Here is a 22,742-nt window from a genome sequence, read left to right as displayed (position 1 = left end):
AAGTTTGCCCGGGCGGCTGCCGGGGCACGGTGGTGCTTCGAGGTCAGGTGTTTTAGCGGACAGGTGTTTAGCGGACAGGCGTCTAGAGGACGGGGAGGACGGTCATGCCGCCCAGGTACTTCTGCAACGCGGCGGGGACGTTGACGGATCCGTCCGGGTTCTGGTGGTGCTCCAGGATGGCGACGATCCAGCGCGTGGTGGCCAGGGTGCCGTTGAGCGTGGCCACGGACCGGGTGCCCTTGGGGGCGCCGTCCGCGTTAACGACCCGTTCCCGGATGTTCAGGCGGCGGGCCTGGAACGTGGTGCAGTTGGAGGTCGACGTCAGCTCCCGGTACGCGCCCTGGGTGGGAACCCAGGCTTCGCAGTCGAACTTCCGGGCGGCGGAATTGCCCAGGTCCCCGGCGGCCGTGTCAATTACGCGGTACGGGAGTTCGCACTTGGCCAGCATTTCCTCTTCCCAGGCCAGGAGGCGCGCGTGCTCGGCAGCCGCCTGTTCAACCGTGGTGTAAATGAACATCTCCACCTTGTTGAACTGGTGGACGCGGATAATGCCGCGGGTGTCCTTGCCGTGCGAGCCTGCTTCCCGGCGGTAGCAGGAGCTCTGGCCCGCGTAGCGGATGGGGCCGTTGGAGAGGTCCAGAATCTCGTCGGCGTGGTACCCGGCAAGGGCTACCTCGGAGGTGCCCACAAGGTAGAGGTCGTCTTCGGCGAGACGGTAGATCTCGGCGTCGTGCTTAACGTCGAAACCGGTGCCCTGCATGATTTCGGGCCGGACCAGGGTGGGCGTGATCATCGGTACGAACCCTGCCTCGATCGCCTGGTCCATGGCCATCTGGAGCAGCGCCATCTCGAGCCGGGCGCCGACGCCGCGCAGGAAGTAGAAACGGGAACCGGAAACCTTCGCGCCCCGTTCCATGTCAATGGCGCCGATCAGCTCACCGATCTCCAGATGGTCGCGGGGCTCGAAGTCGGGGAATTCGCGGGGCGTGCCCACGGTCTTGAGCACAATGTAGTCGTCCTCGCCGCCGGCCGGGACACCGTCCTCGATCAGGTTGGGGATGGTCCGGAGCAGCTCGTCATGGGCGGTCTGGGCCAGATCGGCCTCGGCAGACGCGGCCTTGACGGAGGCAGCGAGCACCTTTACATCGGCGAGGAGGGCCTGCTTTTCCTCGCCCTTGGCCTGCGCAACCTTCTTGCCGAACAAGTTCTGCTCGGCGCGGAGGTTCTCAAAATGGATCAGCGCTGCGCGCCTGGCCGAGTCCGCGGCTATGATCGCGTCGATCGCGGATTCGTCGGCACCGCGGGCGCGCTGGCTGGCACGGAACTTGTCCGGATTCTCACTGAGCTCTTTTACGTCGATCACCAGACAAGAGTATCCAATCCCGCCGCCGTTGCCGGGCAGGCCAGTCCTGGGACGCCGGCGGGATACTGTTGGATCACAATGCGCGACTGGCTGCTCTACCTCGTCATCGCTGGGGTCCTGGCATTTGCCGTCTCCAGCTGGTGGGGAGTGCGCCGGTTGAAGGCCAAGCACACCCGCAGGGCGGTGTGGGAGGAAACCCACAGCCCGGAGCCAGGCAGGCAGAAGGTCGCAGTGGTCCTGAACCCCATCAAGGCCAGGTCGGCCGAGGCCCGGTCCCTCATTGAAGCCGCGTGCGCCGAGGCAGGCTGGGAGCCACCGCTCGTCTTTGAAACCATCGCCGAGGACCCTGGTTTCTCGCAGGCGCGGACGGCTGTGGCGTCCGGGGCCGACGTCGTACTGGCCTGCGGCGGCGACGGTACCGTGCGCATTGTCGCAGAGGTCCTCGCCGGGACGGAGACGGCCATGGGCCTGATCCCGTTGGGCACCGGAAACCTTCTGGCCCGCAACGTGCATCTGGAGGTGAACGACCTGCAGGGCAACGTGCAGACGGCGTTGTTCGGCCACCAGCGGTTCATTGATACGGCGCGGCTGACGCTGGAGAACTCACGCACGGGCCATTCGGCGCACCATACTTTTCTGGTGATCGCGGGCATCGGCATGGACGCCGAAGTGGTCAGTGACACGAACGACGGCCTGAAGAAAGCCGTGGGCTGGCTTGCGTACACGGAAGCGGGGGTCAGGCATCTTCCGGGGCGCCGGAAGAAGGTTTCAATCGCATTGGATGACCAGCCGGAGCAGTCCCGGAAGATCCGCAGCGTCTTGTTCGCGAACTGCGGCCTGATCCCGGGGGGAATCGACTTCATCCCGCAGGCCATGATCGATGACGGGATGCTCGATATCGTCGTGATGAGCCCGCGCAGCGCAATCGGCTGGCTGTCCATGTACACAAAGATTGTGCTGAAGCACAAAAAGGAACTGCCGGTGATGACGTATTACCGTTCCGGCAAGATCACTATCCGGTGCTCAGAACCTATGCCCACACAGCTCGACGGCGATCCTTCCGGCGAGGCCACGAAGGTCGCCGTCCAAGTGGACCCGGGATCCCTGCTGGTCCGGGTCAAGGAGGGAACAGAGAACGACTAGGCCGACGGGGACTACGCGCTGGCGGCCTTCTTTGCTTCTGCCGCCTTCTTGGCCTCCGCAGCGGCCTTGGCGGCCCTGGCTTCGGACTGCTCGCGGATCATGGCCTGCTCCTCTTCGAAGCGCAGGCGGTCCGCACGGTCCGCGTCATCGCCGTCCCAGTCCTGGTTCTCAGCCGTCGGCCTGGGATTGACAATCATTCCCTGGCCGTCATTTTCTGTGCTGGTCCCTGACATGACCCGCTCCCTCCGGTAGAGGACTTCCCCAATATGGATCAAGCAAGCATACGCACAGTTAAGTAGGCGTGGAAGTGCACCCCGAGGCATTTGTCTACGCTTTGGGCGAACCCCCCGAGGCATATTCCGCCACGGCAGATGCCCCGCCCAGTATGTTTTTCACCCATGCATGCGCGGCCCGGAATGCCTGGTCCGAGGTGTGCGGCGGAACGCTGCTCTCGTGGCCGTCCGCGCGCTGGTAGGACCCGAGGAAGCGGGTGGCCGGGCTGATCCGGTGAAGTCCCGCGAGCGCGTCCGCCATCCGGGCATCGGCCGCATGCCCGTCGGCATCGATGCTGAAGAAGTAATGGCCCAGATACTGCCCGGTCGGGCGGGATTCGATCCGGCTCAGGTTCACACCGCGGGTGGCAAACTGGTCCAGGATCTCCATCAGCGCGCCCGGGCGGTCCTCGGGCAGCGGCACCACCACGGTGGTTTTGTCCGCCCCGGTGCGCGGGGGCAGTTCGCCAGGTCGGCCCACGAGCACAAACCGGGTCACGGCGCCGGGGTTGTCCCCGATGTTTTCGGCCAGCACCGAGAGCAGCGGTTGCTCCGCGGCAACAATCGGGGCGCAGATCGCGGCGTCGTAGTGGGCGCCGTCCCCGTCGAGCAAGCCCATAGCGGCCGCAGCCGTGGAGGAGCCGGGAATGTATTCAGCGTTGGGAATATTCGCCTCGACCCATAGCCTGCACTGCGCCCAAGCGTGCCCGTGGGTGGAGACGCGGCGGACGTCCCCGATTCCCACACCCGCCCTGGCGACGAGGACGAAGCTGATGGGCACCAGCGCCTCCCGGAGAATCCGGAGTTCCTGGCCGGTGGCGATCGCGTCCAGGGTGGCAGTCACGCCGCCCTCGACCGAGTTCTCGATCGGCACCATGGCCGCATCGGCGGAGCCGTCCCGCACCTTGTCCAGCGCCGTGTTCACATTCGAGGACGGGATCCGGAGGGCGTCCGCGGCATCCGGAACCTGCATCAGGGCCGCCTCCGTGAAGGTGCCCTCGGGTCCGAGGAATGTGTAAGTGACGGTGCGTGCAGGCAACGGCTCTTCCTTCTTCATTTACAGGACGACCGGCTTGAGGCCGTTGTCGGACACGAGCGGCATGCCGGTCTCGACCCATTGGTCCATCCCGCCCGCGACGTTCATTGCGGAGTACCCCATGCCAACGAGCCATGCGGCGGCGCGGTAGGACCGGCCGCCGGTACGGCAAATGACGTAGACGTCCTCGTCCGGGTCGAGCTCCTCGAACCGGGCAGGCAGCTGGTCCAGCGGAATGTGCAGCGCACCCTCGGCATGACCGGCAACCCATTCGTAGTCCTCGCGGACATCAACGATCTTGGCACCGTCGGGGATGCCCGACACACTGACGCTCTGGAAGTCGCTCATGTTCGTCCTTTCCGCAGGTTTTCGGGGTCTGATCCCAGCGTATCCCCCGCCGCTGGTACGGCACCCCCGCGGGCTGCACGTTACGCTTCTGGAGAGCACGAAGGAGGCCTCATGGCTGCCGAACACACCCCGAAGCGGCCCGTCCGCGGTTCCAGCCACGGGACATGCCCTTCCCTCACCGCGACCGCTGGACATGATCTCCCCTCCACCGGCACATGCCCTCCCCTCAGAGCGACCGCTGGCCATAATGCCACCCTGCCCACCCGCAGTCCCCGGGAATGGACATGTCCACGCGGGATGGGAAGTCTTCCGCCCCGGGAACGGCTGAGGCCGCGTTTCCTTGGCTGAGATCCACGAACTGTCCGCCGTCCGGCTCCGCGATGCACTCCATTCCGGCGAGCTCTCCGCCCTGCAGGCCGCGGATCATTTCCTGCGCCGCGTCGAGGTTCAGAACCCGCACCTCGGCGCGTTCATCACAATCACTGCGGAACAGGCGCGGATGGACGCCGCGGCGGCGGACCAACGCCACGCCCTCCGCGGCCGGGGCGGCGACGCGCTGCCTCCGCTGCACGGCATGCCTGTCGCGTTCAAAGACCTGACAGATGTGCAAGGGGTCGTCACCACGCACGGCAGCGCGGCCCTGGAGCACAAACCCGCCGTGTCTGACGGCGCACTCCCCGCCGCGCTCAAATCCGCAGGCATAATATCGTTGGGCAAGACCCAGGTCCCCGAGTTCGGCCTGACTGCCTACAGCGAGAACCGCGTCGCCCCGCCGTCGCGCAATCCATACGCTCTGAGCCGCAGTTCGGGCGGCTCCTCGGGCGGCAGCGCTGCCGCCGTGGCCGCGGAACTGTTGCCGTTCGCCCCCGGATCCGACGGCGGCGGCTCCGTGCGGATCCCGGCCGCGGCCTGCGGACTCGTCGGACTAAAACCGGGCCGCGGGCTCGTGCCGGCCGGCGAAAGCTCCGGCGACCCGGCACAGCTCGTGGTTGCCGGGCCGCTCGCCCGCTCCGCCGCCGATGCCGCACTGCTGCTCGATGCCTTGGTGCCCGGACCGGCCGACGCCAGCTACCTGCAACTGACCGCCCGGGAGCCTGGCCGGCTGCGGATCGGCGTCAGCCTGGACAGCCCGTGGCAGACACTTTTCCCTTTCACCCCGGAACGCGAGGCGCTCGACGCGCTGGCCGACGGTGTCGCGCGGCTGGAGGCGGCGGGCCACGAGACCTCGGAGGCAGCGATCCGCTACGACAACCGCTACCCGGACGCCTTCACCACGGCCTGGACGGCCGGCGTCGGCAGTGCGCGAATCGCACCGCAGCGCGAGGCGCTCCTGACCCCGCTCACCCGCACGTTCCGGCGCCGCGCGCAGCAGCGCAGTGCGGCCAAACTCAATGAATCCCTCGGTTTCCTGCGGCAATTCCAGCGGGACACAATCACCCAGTACGCCCGGTGGGACCTCGTACTCACGCCGGCCCTGGCGCAGGCCCCCCGGCCGGTGGGCTGGTTTACCGGCGCGGCGCACGGCGGCAGCTACTGGCCGGCCGCCGAATGGGCCGGCGACGCCGACGAGGACTACCGCAAGCAATGCGAATACGCGCCGTGGTCGTCCATGGTGAACGTCTGCGGCCTGCCGGCAATCAGCATTCCGGTGCACTGGACCGGCGGCGCCCCCGGTTCCGGGCTGCCGATGGGAGTCCAGCTCATCGGGCCAATGGGCTCCGAGGGGCTGCTGCTGCAGGTCGCGGCCCAGCTAGGTTTCTAGCACTGGCCCTGCTGCCGCGATCCGCGCCTTGGACCACAGCGCGGGTCCGCCCCGTTCCGACATGGTCCCGTCTCCCGTTCTGCCGCGTCCCGTCCGAGACCGGACATATCCCGCGTTGCCTGAGGGGAGAGCACATATCCCGCGTGGCCTAGGGCCAGAGCACATATCCCGCGTCGCCTGGGGCCAGAGCACATGTCCAGCGCCCAAGGAGGACATGCCCACTCCTCATGCCACCCGGGGAACATCACCAGCGGTCCCACCGGTCAGGGGACATGTCCCCCACCCTCGAGGCACATGTCCACTGGCCAGGGCGGCAGGCGGACACAAAACAAATATGTCCGCAGACGGGCGCCAGGAACGGGCATGTCCCCCGGACGCACGCTGCACGATGAACGTCGCCGGACGGACATGTCCCGCGCCCGGGGGACATGTCCACTGGTTATGGCGGCGCAGGGACACAAGGTGAATATGTCCACGCGCTGGCCCCAGGAACGGACATGTCCCGGAGTGCGCCGAGCCGCCCGAGCCATGCCCACCCGCGTGCCATCCCCACGAAATGGACGCTGCCTCCGGCCGGCAGATATGGTTCACTCAAACCCCCGACGCGGCCAGGAAAGAGGATCGATGAAGATCACCGGTGCAGTACTTGAGGAAATCGGCCGGCCCCGCCCCTTCGCTGAATCCAAGCCAATCAGCATCTCCGAACTCGACCTGACTGCACCCGGGCCCACCGAGATCCTGGTCCGCCTGGAGGCCGCCGGGATCTGCCACTCCGACCTGAGTGTTGTCGACGGCAACCGGGTCCGGCCGGTTCCCATGCTGCTCGGCCACGAGGCGGCCGGCCGTGTCGTCGAGGTCGGGTCCGAGGTCGACGATCTGCTGCCCGGACAGCGCGTGGTCATGTCGTTTCTGCCGCGCTGCGAGAACTGTGCGAACTGCGCCGAGGACGGCCGGCTGCCCTGCACCGCCGGCTCCAAGAGCAACAATGACGGAACCCTGCTGCACGGCTCCAGGCACTTGAGCCGTGGCGACGAGCCCGTCCACCATCACCTGGGCGTCTCCGGATTCGCGACCCATGCCGTGGTGGACCGCGCTTCGGCCGTACCGGTGGACGACGATATCCCGGCCGAAGTCGCTGCCGTGCTGGGCTGCGCCGTGCTGACCGGCGGAGGCGCCGTGCTCAACGCGGCCCGGCCCCGGCCCGAGGACAGCGTCATGATCGTTGGCCTCGGCGGGGTGGGCATGGCGGCGCTCATCACCGCCGTCTCCCAAGGAATCTCGCGGATCGTCGCCGTGGACACGCTGGACCAAAAACTCGACCACGCCCGCCGCCTCGGCGCCCACGAGACCTACACCCCGCAGCAGGTTGTCGACGGCGGGATCAAGGCCCGGTACGTGATCGAGTGCGCCGGGAACGCCCGCGCCTTTGAAACGGCGTTCGCCGCGACCTCCCCCGGCGGCACCACCGTCACGGCCGGACTGCCCTCCCCCGAGGCCCGCGCCCAGCTCGCGCCACTGACCGTCACCGCCGAAGCCAGGACGATCGTGGGCAGCTACCTTGGTTCGGCCGTCCCGTCGCGGGACATTCCGAAATATGCCCAGCTGTGGCGGGAAGGGAAACTGCCCGTCGAGGAATTGATCTCTGACCGCATCGCCCTGGCCGACATCAACAAGGCCATGGACCAGCTGGCAGACGGCCACGCCATCCGGCAGATCATCATGTTCGACGCCGGAGAACCCCTCTGACGGCAGGGCTGCAGGGCCTGTCAAGAGGTTGGCGGAAATTTTTTCGGATGCCGTGCATGGCTCGGGGATCCGCCTAAATTCCGGCGAAACACCGTCGCGGCTGCTTGCCCCGGGCCTCCGCGAATGTGACAATCGCGCGTCATAATGTCAGCATTAAGTAAATGAGCACAACTCATTTAGACACTCGCCCCGCTACAACGCCGGGCGATACTTCCTTTTTTGGCCACCCAAAGATGCTGGCCAGCCTCTTCTCCGTAGAAATGTGGGAGCGTTTCTCCTTCTACGGCATGCAGGGAATCCTGCTCTACTACATGTACTTCTCCGCGGAGAAGGGCGGGCTCGGGATTGACCAGGGCCTGGCCGCCGGCCTTGTCGGCGCCTACGGCGGCGGGGTCTACCTCTCCACGATCCTGGGCGCATGGCTCGCAGACCGGCTGTTCGGTTCCGAGCGGGTGCTGTTCGGCTCCGCCATCATGATCATGGCCGGCCACATCGGCCTGGCCCTCGTGCCCGGTGTCCCCGGCCTCATTACCGGCCTGGTCCTGGTGGGGGTCGGCTCCGGGGGGCTCAAGGCGAACGCGACCGCCCTCGTCGGCACGCTCTACGGCGAGAAGGACGAGCGCCGCGACGCCGGGTTCTCCATCTTCTACATGGGCATCAACGCCGGCGCGCTGATCGGCCCCCTCGTCACCGGCTGGCTGCAGGAAAGCCAGGGCTTCCACTGGGGCTTCGGCGCTGCCGCCGTCGGCATGGCCGTGGGCCTGACCGTCTACGCCCGGGGGCGCAGCAAGCTCCCCGCCCAGAGCCAGCGCGTCGCGCACCCGCTCCCGGATGCGGAACGCAAAAAATACGGCCTGATCTTCGGCGTCATCGCCGCGGCCATCGCGGTCCTGCTCATCACAGGCGCCGTCAACGCCGAGAACCTGGCCACGTCCATGGCCTACGCGGCCATCGGCGCTTCCGTCATCTATTTCGCCCTGATCTTCAGCAGCAAGAAGGTCACCGCCACCGAACGCGGGCGCGTGGCGGCGTTCATCCCGCTGTATATCGCCTCCGCGGCGTTCTGGGCCCTGTTCCAGCAGCAGTTCACCTTCATCGCCGTGTACTCGGAGGAAAAGCTGGACCGGAACTTCTTCGGCTGGGAAATGCCGGCGGCCTGGGTCCAGTCCATCAACCCGGTGTTCATCATCATCTTCGCCGGCGTCATGGCTGCCCTGTGGACCCGGCTCGGCCGCAAACAGCCAGGCTCGGCGCTGAAGTTCTCCATCGGCCTGTTCGTCATGGGGCTAGCCTTCCTGGCGTTCATTCCCCTCGCCGGCGACGGAAAAACTCCGCTGCTGGCCCTGGCGGGAATCCTGCTGCTGTTCACGCTCGCGGAACTGTTCCTGTCCCCCATCGGGCTTTCCGTGACCACCAAGCTGGCGCCCAAGGCCTTCCACACCCAGATGGTGGCGCTGTTCTTCCTCTCCGTGTCCCTGGGCACAACGCTGGCCGGCATCCTGTCCGGCCTGTACAACCCCGACGACGAACTGCCGTACTTCATCGGGGTGGGCGGAACCGCCATCCTGCTGGCCGTGGGCATGGCAGCGGCCTCGCCGGCAATCAAAAAGCTCATGGGCGGTGTGCGCTGACCCGCTGAACCCCCGCACATCGCAGCCCGGTGGCTTCGCGCGTCCACGCTCCCGCCCCAGGCGGGGCGTCCGACGTCGAACTCATGCCGGCGGGCAATGCCGCCGACGTTGTGGCGCGGGTTGGCGGGACCATCCGCCGCCCGCACCACGACGCCGGGGCCGGGGCCGGGGCCGGGATCGATGCCACGGCCTGAACCACTGAAGCCGGCATCCAGCGCTGATGTTCCGGGCAAACGAGCCCGGCGGCTGTGCCCCTAGACGCTGTAGCCGCTGTTGCGCGCGGTGCCGATGACCAATCCGAAGATGACCAGCACCAGGATGGTCACGGCGATGCCCACGTAACCCATCACGAGGCCGGCGATCGCCATGCCCCGGCCAGCCGGTTCGCGGCGCAGGGCCAGGTGCCCCAGGACGACGGCGGCCAACTGCGGAAGCAGGAAGAACCCGAATCCCACAAGCGCGGCGATGCCGCAGCACATGCTGGCGATGCTCAGCGTTTTGGGGGCTGGCGACGCCCCGTAGTAGGACGGCTGGCCGTAAGCGTTGTAGCTGCCTGGCTGAGCATACGGCGAGGTCTGGTCATAAGGCTGGCCGGGCTGGCTGGGCTGGCTGTAGATCGGCGGGTACGGGCTTGAGAACTGGCCCTGGTCCGGCGCCGGCCGGCCATAATGGTCCTGCCCGGGCCGCTGGCCAGCGTAGGGCTGCTGCGGGTGGCCAGGCTGCTGCGGGTAGTCGGGCGGCTTCGGGGCTCCGGGCTGGGCAGACTGCTCCGGGGCTCCGGGCTGGGCGAACTGCTGCGTCGCGGATTGGCCCTGCTCGTAGCCCTGCTCATGGCCGGAGGGGGGCGCCGGATGCCGTGGCACTTCCGGCTGGTGGTCAGGGAGCCGCAGCGTCGGCTGTTGGCCCTCGGGCGTCTCGTTGTTCCCTTGTTTTGGCTGGTCAGTCATGGCATGTCCCCTCAAGAAGTCTCTGGGTCCAGCGTACCGCCGCAGGGTTTCCATGGGACCGGCCAGTTCGGCGGTCTTCTCGCGTCACAGGACCGGGTTTGCCGCGAAACCGTGTTGCACCGCGCCGTCGTCTGGCATGCTAATGCCATGGCTAGCCGCGCGGGCACAGTTGCCCAACCCCAAGACCTTGTTGACCTCACTGCGCTCCTTGATGCGTACTATGACGTTTCGCCGGACCTTACCGACCCCGGGCAACGGGTGGCCTTCGGCACCTCCGGGCACCGGGGTTCAAGCCTGAAGGCGTCCTTCAACGAACCCCACATCCTCGCCATCACGCAGGCGATCGTGGAGTACCGGGCCGGACAGGGCATCACCGGTCCCCTCTATCTGGCCAAGGACACCCACGGCCTGAGTGAACCGGCGCAAAACTCCGCCCTTGAAGTGCTGGCGGCCAACGGCGTGAACGTCCTCATCGACGCCCGCCACGGCTACACGCCCACCCCGGCCCTGAGCCATGCCATCCTCACGCACAACCGCAATGCCGCCTCCGGCGCGCCGCAGGCCGACGGAATTGTGGTGACCCCCAGCCACAACCCGCCCGGCGACGGCGGGTTCAAGTACAACCCCCCGCACGGCGGGCCCGCGGACACCGACGCCACCGGCTGGATTGCCAACCGCGCCAACGAGCTGCTCGAAAACGGCCTGCGCGGCGTCAAGCGCATCCCCTTGGCCGATGCCCTCGCTGCCGGGACCACCGGCAAGTTCGACTTCCTCAGCAGCTACGTGGACGACCTCCCCTCGGTACTGGACCTGAACGCCATCCGCGAGGCAGGCGTCCGGATCGGCGCCGACCCCATGGGCGGCGCGTCAGTGGACTACTGGGGCGAGATCGGCGAACGCCACCAGCTGGACCTCACGGTCGTGAACCCCACCGTTGATCCGCAGTGGGCCTTCATGACCCTGGACTGGGACGAGAAGATCCGGATGGACTGCTCCTCGCCCTCGGCGATGGCCTCGCTGATTACCAGGATGTCCGAAGGGGCGAAGTTCGACATCGCCACCGGCAACGACGCCGACGCCGACCGGCACGGGATCGTGACGCCTTTGGTTGATGGACGCGGCGGACTCATGAACCCCAACCACTACCTCGCCGTCGCCATCGATTATCTGTACCGGCACCGCAGCGGCTGGAACCCGCAGTCCGTGATCGGCAAGACGCTCGTGTCCTCCTCGATCATCGACCGCGTGGCCGGGAGCCTGGGCCGCAAGCTGGTGGAGGTTCCGGTGGGCTTCAAGTGGTTCGTTCCCGGGCTGCTGTCCGGTGAAGGGGCTTTCGGCGGCGAGGAATCCGCGGGCGCCTCCTTTAACAAGATGGACGGCAGCGTCTGGACCACGGACAAGGACGGCATCCTGCTGGCCCTGCTGGCCTCCGAGATCACGGCCGTCACCGGCCAGTCACCGTCGCAGCTGTACAAGGGCCTTACGGACCAGTTCGGGGACCCCGTCTACGCCCGGATCGACGCGGCCGCGTCGCGGGAGCAGAAGGCTGCGCTTGGCAAGCTGTCGTCCTCCGACGTCACGGCCACCGAACTGGCCGGCGAAACGATCACCGCCAAACTGACCGAGGCGCCGGGCAACGGCGCGGCGATCGGCGGCCTCAAGGTGGTCACCGAAAACGCCTGGTTCGCGGCGCGGCCCTCCGGCACGGAGGACGTCTACAAGATTTACGCCGAGTCCTTTAAGGGTGCCGAGCACCTCAAGCAGGTCCAGGCCGAGGCGAAGGCCCTGGTGGACGGCGTCATTTCCTAGCGGCACGCACAACTACTCGCAGCAAGCGCGCGGCGGCCTCCCACCGGGGCCGCCCACGCCGGGGCCGCCCACGCCGGGTTCCGCCCCCGCCGGGTTCCGCCGGCCGCACGCCCGCGCGCGGCGCTCCGGTACCGTCAGTCGGTCTTGTCCTTGGGGGCGCCTGCGGCCAGCACGGAGCGGTCCCGGCCGAGCGTTTTCGCCTGGTAGAGGGCGGCGTCGGCCGCGGCCACCACGTCCTGCAGGGTCGCCGCCCCGGAGTTGGCGGAGGCGATGCCGTAGCTCACGGTAGGCAGGCGCGCAACGACGCCACGGCCGGTTTCCTGGAGGCCGCGGCTGATCTCTGCCGTGATTTCCCGGGCCCGTGCGGGTGTGACGCCGGGGAGCAGGAGGATGAATTCTTCTCCGCCGTAGCGGCCGACGAGGTCGGTGGACCGCACCGTTACTGTGCAGGCCCTGGCAAAGGCCTGCAGGGCGGTGTCCCCGGCCGAATGTCCGAACTCGTCGTTGATGGACTTGAAGTGGTCCAAGTCCGCGAGGATCAGTGACGCCGTGGTCTTGGTCCGGCGCAGGCGGCGCAGTTCGTTTTCGGCAAGGTCCAGGAAGGCCGCCCGGTTCAGGAGGCCGGTCAGCCCGTCCACCGTGGCACGTGCCCGCAGGTCCTGGGTCAGTTGCTCGTAGCTGAGTTCGGCCATGGTGAAAGACGCAACCACCAGCGTGACGGTAGAGAGCGCCGTCGTCGCAACCGATCCGAAGACGGAGGTGAAGACGGGACCGGACTGACCGTCTACCAGGAAGGCGACAAACCGGCCCGCGTAGAAGAGGGCAAGAAGGCAGGCGACGAAGGCCAGCGGACGGTGAACGTGCGAATAGTCACGCTCGAGCAGGAACAGTTCCCTGCATCCCAGGCCGATCAGCACACCCATGAACCCGAGGTAGAACGCGCCGCCGGCCCAGGTATTCGTGGCCGGACTGTCAAGGATCGAAGCGACGGCCACGATGCCGGGGGCCACCGCAAAATGCCAGCGGGATGTGCGGGCGCTCCGCAGGGAGCGGGCACCGGCCCAGATGCTGGCCGCCCCGGCCACGAGCAACACGTTTCCGGCCGGGTTGGCCCACGCCTGGTGGATTGTCCCGTTGAGCAGGAAGGCCGAATTCCCGATCAGGAAGAGCAGCAGGGCCATGCACCACCAGCCGCTGTACGCAGACCTCGTCCGCCGGAAGGTGATGAAATAGAACAGCAGGAGCAAGGTCAGGTCGACGAGGGCCAAGGCGACCCGCAAGGTAGCGGTATCAAGGATCATGAAGTTCCCCCGTCCTTCGTCCGTCCTCCGATGTGCGTGATTCCACGTCGAAGTTGACCCAAGTATGGCACCCGCCCGCTGGAATCCGTGGTCGGTGTGCCGATGTGACGCACAGCGGCCCCGCAGCCGGCGCGCCGCGTCCGCTCAGCCTAAGGGTCCGGCCCACAGCTTGAGTACCCGGCGCGTGGCGTGCCCGCCGTCGGGCGCCATGTCCACCAGGGCAATCCTGTCCAGCGCGACGGCGTCGCCCGGATTGAGCCGTTTGTCCCCGTGGTGGGAGACGTGCGGGCGGAAGCCTTCCAGTGTGTAGGCCGGGGTGGAGATCCGGCCGGGCAGGTCCTGAACTATCCGGACCAGTGCAGTGTGCAGGCCCGTCAGCTTTTCGCTGGGTTCAATCAGATTGACCGGGATGGATCCGCCCCTGCCGAAACTGTCATCACGGCCCACGATCAGGGTGCTTCCCAGGGCGGCTGCGACGGCCTCCTCCATCAGGTGCGCGAGCCTTTCGGCGAACGGGTCCTCCGGGGTGGCGGCCTTCGCGGTTTCTTTGGGACCGGGGTCCTGGGGACCGGGGCCCTGGGCGTCAGCGCCTCGGGGGCCGGAGCTGGCGCTGTGGGCGGCCGGCCCGACCGAGTCCCGGGCCGCGACGTCGAACTTGACCAGCGTGATGTGCAACGGCCAGTCATCCCGGGGGAACTCCAGTCCCTCGGCTACGGGCTCCACGAACGCCACCACAATGAGGTTCCGCATGAGGCAAGTTTGCCACGCCCCGACGACTGAGGAATCGGGCCTGCGGATCGGCAAATGGCTGCATCCACCGACCCGCATAATCCACTGTGTTGAGGGGGCCCGGGCGGACTAAAATAGGTAGTGGCCCCGGATGCAGGCCATGCGCTGAACCGCAGAATTGCGTCCCGTGTGCCTCCGGCCTGTCCCCCATGGTGCCGGAGGCACCTCCGCGGAAAAAGCTGCCGGAGGCACCTCCGCGGAAAAAGCTGCCGGAGGCACCTCCGCGAACGGGGCACCTGCTTGCTAGACCGTGCGGACGACGTCCTCGTATGCGAACTTCGGCTTGGCCTCACCCCAGGCGTCCGGGCCGGGCTGACCGATGTTGACCACGAGGAAGCTCTTCTGGCTCCCGTCCGGGAAGAACGCGGCGTCGATGGCGGCGAAGTCGGCGCCTGTCATGGGGCCGGCGGCCAGGCCGAGGGAGCGGACGGCGAGGATGAAGTAGCCGGCTTGCAGGTCGGCGTTGTTGTTGCCGGTCGCCGCGGCAACATCGGGCGCGGCGTCATACATGGCCTTGGGGGCGTTGTAGCCGGGGAGGAAGCTGTCCCACTGCTCCTGCCAGGCCGTGTCGTAACTAAGAACGGCAACCAGCGGGGCCGACTGCGTCTTGGCGCGGTTGCCGTTGGAGAGGGCACCCACCAGTGTGGCCCGGGCTTCCTCGGAGCGCACATACGTGACGCGCAGCGGCTGGGAGTTGAACGCCGTCGGGCCGAACTTGGTGAGTTCATAGATGGCGCGGGCCTGCTCGTCGGTGACCTCGCCGGTGAAGGCGTTGGCGGTGCGGGCCTCGGCAAAGATTGCGTCGACGGCGGCTGCGTCGATTACTGCCTCGTCATGGGCGATTGTCATGGGCGTCCCTTTCGCTGTGCCTGCACGCGGTCTCGCACTAGGCTTGCTGCTGTCCTTGGTTGCAACTCCCGGCCGGAACGGCGACTTCCCGGGGACGGCGGTGATGTTGGCCACAGTCCCGGGCGATTCCGGCCGCGCAGCCGCCTGCCCGGCGACTACCCGGGGGTCCGGTGAGGCCCTGCGCGGTAAAGTTGCCCCGGAAGATTCCTTCCCGCCCCATTCTCCGAAAGGCCCCGGCAATGAGCATGCTCGGCACCAAGTGGAAACTCCATGGCAACGGAAAGTCCATCCGCCCCGGTCAAGTTGTCCGGCCCGACGAGCGGCTCACCTGGCCGCTGACGATCGGCGTCGGTATGCAGCACGTCGTGGCCATGTTCGGCGCCACCTTCCTGGTCCCGATCCTCACGGGCATGCCGCCGGCCACCACCCTGTTCTTTTCCGGGATCGGAACGCTGTTGTTCCTGGTGATCACCCAGGGCCGCGTGCCCAGCTACCTCGGTTCCAGCTTCGCGTTCATCGCCCCGATTCTGGCCTCGCAGCAGCAGTTCGGGATCCCCGGGGCGCTCGGCGGGGTGGTGCTGGCCGGCGCGACCCTCGCGATCGTCGGGGCGGTGGTGCAGAAATTCGGCGCCGGCTGGATCAACCGTGTCATGCCGCCGATCGTCACCGGCGCGATCGTGGCGCTGATCGGCCTGAACCTGGCGCCCGCGGCGAAGAGCAACTTCGACCAGGCCCCGGTCACCGCTTTCATCACGCTGGCCGTCATCATCGTGGTCAGTGTGCTGTTCCGCGGCATCCTGGGCCGGCTGAGCATCCTGGTGGGCGTCGTGGTGGGTTACCTGGTCGCGATGCTCCGGGGCGAGGTGGACTTCTCCAAGATGGATTCGGCGGCGTGGGTCGGCCTGCCCCATTTCCAGACCCCTGAATTCCACCTCGGCGTCGTGGGCCTCTTTGTGCCGGTGGTGCTGGTGCTGGTCGCGGAGAACATCGGCCACGTGAAGTCCGTGTCTGCCATGACGGGCCAAAATCTCGACGGCGTCTCCGGCCGGGCGCTTCTGGCTGACGGCGCGGCCACCGTGCTCGCCGGCCTTGGCGGCGGGTCCGGGACCACCACATACGCCGAGAACATCGGCGTCATGGCTGCCACCAAGGTGTACTCGACCGCGGCCTACTGGGTGGCCGGCGCCTTCGCGGTGGTACTGAGCTTCTCGCCGAAGTTTGGCGAGCTCATCGCCACTGTCCCCGCCGGTGTCCTCGGCGGTGCGGCCACGATGCTGTACGGCATGATCGGCGTGCTGGGCGTGAAGATCTGGGTCCAGAACAAGGTGAATTTTTCCAACTCGATCAACTTGACCACGGCCGCCGTCGCCCTCATCGTCGGGATTGCCGACTACACCTGGACCATCGGTGAGCTCAAGTTCACCGGGATCGCGCTGGGCTCCGCCGCGGCCCTGGTGATTTATCACGGCATGACGGCGATCGCGAAGGTGCGCGGCACCGTGGCGGAGCCGGAAACCGAAGACCCGGCGCCCGGCGCCGCCGTCGCGGCAGCGGTCAACGCTGCCGCGAAGCGCACAGCGAAGAAGCGCCGCTAGCGGCCCAGCCGGCCGTAGCACTGCAAGAGACCGAACGACCAAAGACCGGCCCTCCGGCCACCAATCGGTGGCGGGAGGGCCGGTCTTTGTGTTCTTCGGCTAGCCGGCGCGGACTTACACAGCACCGGGGCGGGTCCTGGGTCTGGCGGCCTTACCCGGCGTTGAACTGTTCCTTGTCGTCGTCCCGGTCCTTCGGGGACTTGCTTTCCGGCAGGTCCGTCCCGGACCCGTCGGGCAGCCCTGCCGCATCCTGGCCCGACTCGGAGGAAAAGGACCGGCCGGCGTCGGGCTCTTCGGTGTTGGCTGCATCCATGTCAGCCTCGGACGACGGCATCGCCGCCTGCGCATTCGGCTTGGCGTCCGCGTCGAATCCCGGGTCGGTACTGGCGTTCTCTGCACTCACTTGTTCCTCCGTTCCACCGTGGGGCATCTCCTGCTCCGCGGTCGGTGTTCCGTATCCCCCGGCTTCTTCATTGGGTTCCTCGTGCTGGTTCTCCTGTGTCATGCCGTTTCCTCCTGTTGTTCTGAGTGGAAATGGTGGTTGGACGATGGTCGGCTGTTGGGGGTGAAGCAGGGTTTCTGGTGCCGCTGGTTTGTTGATGGTGCAGAGGCAGCGGCTGCGCCGGCGAGGTTTTACAGGCCCTTGCCTCCTGTCACCGGCAGCACGGCTCCAGAAATATAGGACCCGTGGTCGGACGCGAGCAGCACGTACGCGGGCGCCAGCTCCGCCGGCTGGCCCGCGCGCTGCAGGGGCGTGTCCTGCCCGAAGGTCGGCAGCTTGTCGGGCCATTCAGTGGCGGGAATAAGGGGGGTCCAGATCGGTCCCGGCGCCACGGCGTTGACCCGGATCCCCTTCGGCCCCAGCTCCTGGGCGAGCGCTTTTGTGAAGGCGACCTGCGCTGCTTTGGTCATGGCGTAATCAACGAGCTGTGGGGACGGGTTGAAAGCTTGGATGGACGCGGTAGTGATGATTGAGGCACCCGCTTCCAGGTGCGGCACGGCCGCGCGGGCGGTCCAGAGCAGCGAGTAGAGGTTGGTCTTGAAGACCCGGTCGAATTCCTCCGTGGGGAGCGATTCAAAACTGTCGCGGTTCTTCTGGTACGCGGCATTGAGCACGAGCACATCCAGACGTCCGAACTCCGCCAGCGCATCCTTCACGATGCTGGCGGCGAAGTCCTCGCTCCGGCCGTCACCGGGGAGCAGGAGCGCCTTGCGGCCGGCCTTCCGGATCCACCGGGCGGTGTCCTGCGCGTCCTCTTCTTCCTCCGGCAGATACGAGATGGCGACGTCGGCGCCCTCACGGGCGAAGGCGATGGCAACGGCCTTGCCGATGCCCGAGTCCCCTCCGGTGATCAGGGCCGCTTTGCCGCTCAGCGCGTCACTGCCGCGGTAGCTCTCCTCGCCATGGTCCGGCGTCGGGTCCATGGGCGCGGTGAGGCCCGGCTGCTCCTGTTCCTGCTTGGGAAAACCGCCGGAGTGGTAACCACTGCGGGGGTCGCCCGGCTGGTCCTGCCTGTTGCTCGAAGCGTTGCCTGAATCACTCATAGTCCACCTAACTGCGTGTCGGTTTTCTAGGGTTCGTTCCCGGGCGCCGGCACCAGCCCGGCTCCTCGAAACTATCCCAGCGGAGTCAACACTTCCACCCTATCGGCAAAATAGTCAGCAGACTTACTACCAACTTGTAATAATCCAAGCCTCAAGCTTAAGTTGAGTGTGTGCTGCGGCCCGCAGCCGAACACGTCCGTCAAAGGAGCCCAATGCCAGATCCCGGCCACCCCAACGGCAGCGGCAGGAATGAGACCGCGGAAGAGACGCTGGACCGTAACTGGATGGAACTGCTGCAGGAACTGCGTGTGCTGCAGACCGGCGTGCAGATCCTGGCGGGGTTCCTGCTGACACTGCCGTTCCAGGCCAGGTTCGAGACACTGACGGACTTCCAGACAACCCTCTACCTGTCGCTCGTGGTGCTGGCTGCACTTACCACCGCGACCATCCTGCTTCCCGTCAGCGTGCACCGCCGGCTCTTCCGGCAGCGGCTGAAGGCCACTCTGGTATCCAGCGCGGACAGCATCGCCAAGGTATCGCTGGCAGGCGTGGCGCTGTTGAGTGTCGGGACGTCGACCCTGGTCTTCGACGTCACTGCCGGGCACACCGCGGGCCTTGTTGCAGGCGGGGTCCTGTTCGTGGTGCTGGCAGTGATGCTGGTGTTCGTCCCGGCCCGGCTCCGGCGGAAAGCACGCGAATCCGATGCCCTCCCAGGCGCCCGCGACGACAACCAAGACGGTGGAGACAATTCAGCCCGCGAAGACAACCAAGACGGCAGGGAATAATCCGATGACCAACGTTGCAGACCGACGGCGCGACGCACCTTCGGGAGGAACGGCGGCCCAATGGGCCAAAGAACATGGGCTGCTGCTGGCCAACATCGGGCTTTTCGTCGTCTTCTTCGGCGGCATGGTCCTCAGCGGCGCGGCCAGCTACAGCGAGGACCAGATGGCCCACGGGGAAGCGGCGGTATCCGTGCTGGAATACCTCCGAACGGGCGCCTTCGTCGAAGCGACGTTTGAAAACTGGGAGTCAGAATTCCTGCAGATGGCCATGTACGTCCTGCTGACCGTGTTCCTGTTCCAAAAGGGCTCCTCCGAGTCAAAGCCGATGGGCCGCGTCGCCCCGCAGGATGAGGACCCCCGGGACGCCACGATCAAGGCCGCCACGCCTTGGCCGGTCCGGCGCGGCGGATGGGTGCTCAAGCTCTACGAGCACTCGCTCTCGATCATGTTTTTCACGCTCTTCCTGATGTCATTCGTCCTGCACCTCGTCGGCGGCAGCCAGGACTACAACAGCGAACAGGAAAGCCACGGCCAGCCCACCGTGTCGGTGCTGGGTTACCTCGCCACCAGCCGTTTCTGGTTCGAATCCTTCCAGAACTGGCAGAGCGAATTCCTGGCCGTGGCGGTGCTGGTGGGTGCCTCCGTCTACCTGCGGGAAAAGGGGTCCCCCGAGTCCAAGCCCGTGGCCGAACCACACTACGAGACCGGCGCCTGAACCCCGGCACCGCGATGTTCCCGACGACGCTCCGCCGGCGGCACTTGGCACCCGTTTTGGCGCCGCCCTCAGGCCCCTTCGAGGACCTGGCTGGTGGCCCAGGCAAGGTATTTGGCGGCGTTGGCAACGGCGTCGTCCGGGCTCACGGCAACGTCCAAAAGCTGGGCCGCGGCCACCACTCCGTGCCGTGCAAGGTCTTCGGGGGTGACGAGGATCCGGCCGGCAACCACTATCACCGGAATACCGCGGGACTGGGCGGCGTCGGCCAGCGCGATCGGCGCTTTGCCGGTCAGCGACTGGCTGTCCATGGAGCCTTCCCCGGTGATGACCAGGTCGGCGCCCACGAGTTTTTCGGCAAGCCCGGTAAGCCCGGCCACGAGCTCGAAGCCGCCTTCCAGGGCAGAGGTGCTGAAGGCCAGGAACGACGCCGGAAAGCCGCCGGCCGCACCGGCGCCGGGGACGTTGACGTCCCGGCCCGTGCACTCGCGCAGGACCGACGCCCAGTTGCGCAGGCCGGCGTCGAGCAGCTCTACCGCGTCCCCGTCAGCGCCCTTTTGCGGGCCGAAGACGTGCGCCGCACCGTCGCCGCCGTAGAGCGGGTTCTGCACATCGACGGCGATCCTGAACTTCACCGCCGACAGCCGCGGGTCCAGCCCGCTGGTATCCACCGAGACGACGTCGGCGAGGGATCCGCCGCCGAGGGGCACCACGTTGCCGGCGGCGTCCAGTGGCTTGAGCCCGAGCGCGCGAAGGGCGCCGCTGCCGCCGTCGCTCATGGCCGAACCGCCCACGCCCAGCACGATCTCCGTGGCTCCGGCGTCAAGGGCGGCGGCGATCAGCTGGCCGCAGCCGTAGCTGTGCGCGCGCAGGGCGTTGGCGGGGGTGGGCTCCATGTGCGCCAGGCCGGAGGCCTGCGCCGTTTCGATCACTGCGGTGGCACCGCCGAAGGCGTCCTTGCGGATGGCCCAGGCGGCACCGACCGGTGCGAGGATCGGGCCAACGACGGCATTGATCCTCTCCTCGTATCCGGCCGCGACGGCCGCCTCCAGTGTGCCTTCGCCACCGTCCGCCACCGGAAACTGGATGGCTTCGGCGTCGGGATAGACGCGCAGGGCGCCTTCGGCAATGGCGGAGGCGGCTTCGGCGGCGGTGAGGGAGCCTTTGAATTTGTCCGGGGCAATGAGGATTCGCATGGCTCCATCCTGCCAGCCCGGCTGGTCCGTCGCTGTTCGGTGTCTTCCCCCGGGGCAGCGGCCGGCCGCGACAATGTCAGGCGGCGGTAGTAACGTGGCAGCCACAAAGCTTCGACCCGAGGGCGAGCCGATGGAGCGCGCCGAGGGAGGGACCAACGCACAGGGGGTTGCGGTGAAGGACGACGGACGGGCCAGAAGCCTGCGGGGCGTGACGGAATTGGTGCTGGTGCGCCACGGCGAGAGCCAGGGAAACGTGGCCGCCACGCTGGCCCACGAGGCGGGGGCGCACGTGATCAACGTGCCGGCCCGGGACGCCGACGTCGAGTTGTCGGACACCGGGCGGGACCAGGCGCTTGCCTTGGGCCGGCTGCTGTCAGGGTTTGCGGAGGACCAGCGCACCGCCGTCTGGTCCTCGCCCTACGCCCGGGCGCGCCAAACAGCGGAACTGGCCGTCCAGACCGGCGGCTGGCCAACGGCGGTCCTCGTCGATGAACGGCTGCGCGACCGCGAGCTCGGGATCCTGGACATGCTCACGTCCGCGGGCGTGGAGGCACGGCTCCCCGAAGAAGCCGAACGACGGCGGTGGCTCGGCAAGTTCTACTACCGTCCCCCGGGTGGCGAGTCCTGGGCCGACGTCGCACTGCGGCTTCGCTCCCTGCTCGCCGATCTCGACCGCCGCCACCCCGGCGAGGGCATCCTGCTGGTGTGCCACGATGCCGTGATCCTGCTCATCCGCTACATCCTGGAGGGGCTCACGGAGCGTGAGCTGCTGGACATCGCGGCGACGTCCACCATCCTCAACGCCTCCGTCAGCCGGTTCGTCCGGCCCGGGGGCACCGGACCGTGGCTGCTGGAGAGCTTTAACATGGCCGACCACCTCTTGACTGAAGGTGTTGCGGTCACCCAGCACTCAGGAGACGCCGATGTCCACCCCCGCTAAGTCCGCCCAGGCCGAGGCCGTCACCCCGACCCTGCTGCGAGAGTGGGCCCTTCCGGGCGGAGGTTCCGGAAAGGACGACCGTGGCTCAGTGCTGGTAATCGGCGGCGCCCGGAAGACACCCGGAGCAGCGCTGCTGGCCGGCGTCGCTGCCCTCCGCGCCGGTGCCGGACGGCTCACCCTGGCTGTGGCGGAGTCCGTGGCGGTACAGCTCGCCGTGGGACTGCCGGAAGCGGGTGTTCTGGGACTGCCCGAGACGGCAGCGGGAACTGTCGTGGGTTCTGCCGCCGCGGGCCTTGCTGCCGAGCTGGAAGCCGCCGACGCCGTCCTGGTGGGGCCGGGCCTGGATGACAAAGACCAGGCGACCGCGCTGCTGCGGGAACTCCTCAAAGCCAGCCCCGGCCATCCCGGCAGCGCGCAGGGTGCAGGCTCCGGTGCCGGTTCCGACCCCGACTCCGACTCCAGGCAGCCCTGCTTTGTGCTGGACGCCTTTGCCCTCGGAAGCCTGCCGGAGCTGCAGGACGAACTTGCCGCCTGGGCGGGCCGGCTGATCCTCACCCCGAACATCACCGAGGCCGCCATCCTGCTCGGGCAGGACGTGGACGATCTCCACCGGCAGGTGCCGGAGTTGGCGGAGAAGTACCAGGCCGTGGTCAGCTGCCAGGGCGTCATTGCCCGGCCCGGCCGCAGCAGGGGGAAGGCGGCCGGCGAGGCCGGCCTCTGGGAAATCACGACCGGTCACAGCGGACTCGGCACCTCCGGCAGCGGGGACGTGCTCGCCGGAGCCATCGCGGGCCTCCGCGCCCGGGGAACCACCGATTCGCAGGCCGCTTGTTGGGGAACGCACCTGCATGCGGCAGCCGGCGACCGGCTGGCCAGCAGGCTGGGCGGCCTGGGCTATCTGGCCCGGGAGCTCACCGAGGAACTGCCGCCGCTCATGATGGAGCTGTCGGCCTAAGCTGTCCACCTGCACTCC

At 67.5% G+C, this 22,742-nt stretch carries 22 protein-coding genes; 11 read left to right on the top strand and 11 right to left on the bottom strand.

From position 1 onward, the window contains the following. Window positions 1-82: 82 nt before the first annotated feature. Window positions 83-1,363, bottom strand: a complete 1,281-nt coding sequence (gene serS / locus BM372_RS19465) for a serine--tRNA ligase (RefSeq protein ID WP_090957097.1) — start codon at window positions 1,361-1,363, stop codon at window positions 83-85. Between the two features lie 78 nt (window positions 1,364-1,441). On the opposite strand from serS, the gene BM372_RS19460 reads away from it, so the two are divergent. Continuing rightward, window positions 1,442-2,506, top strand: a complete 1,065-nt coding sequence (locus BM372_RS19460; RefSeq protein ID WP_090957096.1) for a diacylglycerol/lipid kinase family protein — start codon at window positions 1,442-1,444, stop codon at window positions 2,504-2,506. An 11-nt stretch (window positions 2,507-2,517) separates the two neighbouring features. Here BM372_RS19460 and BM372_RS19455 read toward each other — a convergent pair whose 3' ends face one another. The 3 genes from BM372_RS19455 to BM372_RS19445 all read right to left on the bottom strand — a co-directional run bounded on the left by BM372_RS19455 (window position 2,518) and on the right by BM372_RS19445 (window position 4,162). After that, window positions 2,518-2,739: a hypothetical protein gene (locus BM372_RS19455; RefSeq protein ID WP_090957095.1), complete on the bottom strand. Its 222-nt coding sequence runs from the start codon at window positions 2,737-2,739 to the stop codon at window positions 2,518-2,520. A gap of 94 nt (window positions 2,740-2,833) precedes the next feature. Beyond that, window positions 2,834-3,817, bottom strand: a complete 984-nt coding sequence (pheA, locus tag BM372_RS19450; RefSeq protein ID WP_177236083.1) for a prephenate dehydratase — start codon at window positions 3,815-3,817, stop codon at window positions 2,834-2,836. Window positions 3,818-3,835: 18 nt separating this feature from the next. Then, the gene (locus BM372_RS19445) at window positions 3,836-4,162 is read right to left on the bottom strand and encodes a rhodanese-like domain-containing protein (protein ID WP_090957093.1); all 327 of its coding nucleotides are present in this window, start codon (window positions 4,160-4,162) and stop codon (window positions 3,836-3,838) included. A gap of 340 nt (window positions 4,163-4,502) precedes the next feature. On the opposite strand from BM372_RS19445, the gene BM372_RS19440 reads away from it, so the two are divergent. From BM372_RS19440 to BM372_RS20560, 4 genes are all read left to right on the top strand, one after another. Continuing rightward, a complete protein-coding gene (locus BM372_RS19440) occupies window positions 4,503-5,924 on the top strand; it encodes an amidase (RefSeq protein WP_090957092.1) in 1,422 nt (473 codons plus the stop codon). Window positions 5,925-6,548: 624 nt separating this feature from the next. Continuing rightward, a complete protein-coding gene (locus tag BM372_RS19435; protein ID WP_090957091.1) occupies window positions 6,549-7,670 on the top strand; it encodes an alcohol dehydrogenase catalytic domain-containing protein in 1,122 nt (373 codons plus the stop codon). Between the two features lie 161 nt (window positions 7,671-7,831). Continuing rightward, on the top strand, window positions 7,832-9,301 hold the full coding sequence (locus tag BM372_RS19430) for a peptide MFS transporter (RefSeq protein WP_090957090.1): 1,470 nt from the start codon (window positions 7,832-7,834) through the stop codon (window positions 9,299-9,301). Between the two features lie 29 nt (window positions 9,302-9,330). Then, complete coding sequence (locus tag BM372_RS20560; RefSeq protein ID WP_177236082.1) at window positions 9,331-9,495, top strand: hypothetical protein; 165 nt, start codon at window positions 9,331-9,333, stop codon at window positions 9,493-9,495. Window positions 9,496-9,555: 60 nt separating this feature from the next. On the opposite strand, the gene BM372_RS19425 is transcribed toward BM372_RS20560, so the two are convergent. Continuing rightward, window positions 9,556-10,248, bottom strand: a complete 693-nt coding sequence (locus tag BM372_RS19425) for a DUF4190 domain-containing protein (protein ID WP_090957089.1) — start codon at window positions 10,246-10,248, stop codon at window positions 9,556-9,558. Between the two features lie 147 nt (window positions 10,249-10,395). Between BM372_RS19425 and pgm the strand changes: the two genes are divergently transcribed. After that, window positions 10,396-12,057, top strand: coding sequence for a phosphoglucomutase (alpha-D-glucose-1,6-bisphosphate-dependent) (gene pgm, locus BM372_RS19420; RefSeq protein ID WP_090957088.1), 1,662 nt, complete (start codon window positions 10,396-10,398; stop codon window positions 12,055-12,057). A gap of 134 nt (window positions 12,058-12,191) precedes the next feature. Here the strand turns inward: pgm and BM372_RS19415 are convergent, their stop codons facing one another. The 3 genes from BM372_RS19415 to BM372_RS19405 form a co-directional block, all read right to left on the bottom strand. Further along, window positions 12,192-13,358 carry a GGDEF domain-containing protein gene (locus tag BM372_RS19415; RefSeq protein WP_090957087.1) on the bottom strand — a complete coding sequence of 389 codons (1,167 nt, stop codon included), beginning with the start codon at window positions 13,356-13,358 and terminating at the stop codon, window positions 12,192-12,194. A gap of 144 nt (window positions 13,359-13,502) precedes the next feature. Then, on the bottom strand, window positions 13,503-14,108 hold the full coding sequence (locus BM372_RS19410) for a hypothetical protein (RefSeq protein WP_090957086.1): 606 nt from the start codon (window positions 14,106-14,108) through the stop codon (window positions 13,503-13,505). Window positions 14,109-14,390: 282 nt separating this feature from the next. Continuing rightward, window positions 14,391-14,996, bottom strand: a complete 606-nt coding sequence (locus tag BM372_RS19405) for a malonic semialdehyde reductase (RefSeq protein WP_090957085.1) — start codon at window positions 14,994-14,996, stop codon at window positions 14,391-14,393. Between the two features lie 239 nt (window positions 14,997-15,235). Between BM372_RS19405 and BM372_RS19400 the strand changes: the two genes are divergently transcribed. After that, window positions 15,236-16,591, top strand: a complete 1,356-nt coding sequence (locus tag BM372_RS19400) for a uracil-xanthine permease family protein (protein ID WP_090957084.1) — start codon at window positions 15,236-15,238, stop codon at window positions 16,589-16,591. 151 nt (window positions 16,592-16,742) lie between these two features. Here the strand turns inward: BM372_RS19400 and BM372_RS19395 are convergent, their stop codons facing one another. Together BM372_RS19395 and BM372_RS19390 are read right to left on the bottom strand one after the other, a co-directional pair. Then, window positions 16,743-17,096, bottom strand: a complete 354-nt coding sequence (locus tag BM372_RS19395; RefSeq protein WP_090957083.1) for a hypothetical protein — start codon at window positions 17,094-17,096, stop codon at window positions 16,743-16,745. A 128-nt stretch (window positions 17,097-17,224) separates the two neighbouring features. Beyond that, entirely contained in the window at window positions 17,225-18,136 is a 912-nt protein-coding gene (locus tag BM372_RS19390) for an SDR family oxidoreductase (RefSeq protein WP_090957082.1), read from the bottom strand. Between the two features lie 212 nt (window positions 18,137-18,348). Between BM372_RS19390 and BM372_RS19385 the strand changes: the two genes are divergently transcribed. Together BM372_RS19385 and BM372_RS19380 are read left to right on the top strand one after the other, a co-directional pair. Beyond that, entirely contained in the window at window positions 18,349-18,921 is a 573-nt protein-coding gene (locus BM372_RS19385) for a DUF6328 family protein (protein WP_256214449.1), read from the top strand. A gap of 4 nt (window positions 18,922-18,925) precedes the next feature. Continuing rightward, window positions 18,926-19,636 (top strand): DUF6766 family protein, encoded by a 711-nt coding sequence (locus tag BM372_RS19380; protein ID WP_090957081.1) that lies wholly within the window; start codon window positions 18,926-18,928, stop codon window positions 19,634-19,636. A 68-nt stretch (window positions 19,637-19,704) separates the two neighbouring features. Here the strand turns inward: BM372_RS19380 and BM372_RS19375 are convergent, their stop codons facing one another. After that, the gene (locus BM372_RS19375) at window positions 19,705-20,829 is read right to left on the bottom strand and encodes a glycerate kinase (RefSeq protein ID WP_090957080.1); all 1,125 of its coding nucleotides are present in this window, start codon (window positions 20,827-20,829) and stop codon (window positions 19,705-19,707) included. A gap of 130 nt (window positions 20,830-20,959) precedes the next feature. On the opposite strand from BM372_RS19375, the gene BM372_RS19370 reads away from it, so the two are divergent. Further along, the gene (locus tag BM372_RS19370; protein WP_090957079.1) at window positions 20,960-21,769 is read left to right on the top strand and encodes a histidine phosphatase family protein; all 810 of its coding nucleotides are present in this window, start codon (window positions 20,960-20,962) and stop codon (window positions 21,767-21,769) included. Next, a complete protein-coding gene (locus BM372_RS19365; protein WP_090957078.1) occupies window positions 21,753-22,724 on the top strand; it encodes an ADP-dependent NAD(P)H-hydrate dehydratase in 972 nt (323 codons plus the stop codon). The genes BM372_RS19370 and BM372_RS19365 overlap by 17 nt, the downstream gene beginning before the upstream one ends. The last annotated feature ends 18 nt before the right edge of the window (window positions 22,725-22,742 follow it).

Origin of the sequence: Arthrobacter sp. ov118 (assembly GCF_900116495.1) — a bacterium.
Classification (GTDB): Bacteria; Actinomycetota; Actinomycetes; order Actinomycetales; family Micrococcaceae; genus Arthrobacter.
This window is presented reverse-complemented; position numbering and strand designations above follow the sequence as displayed.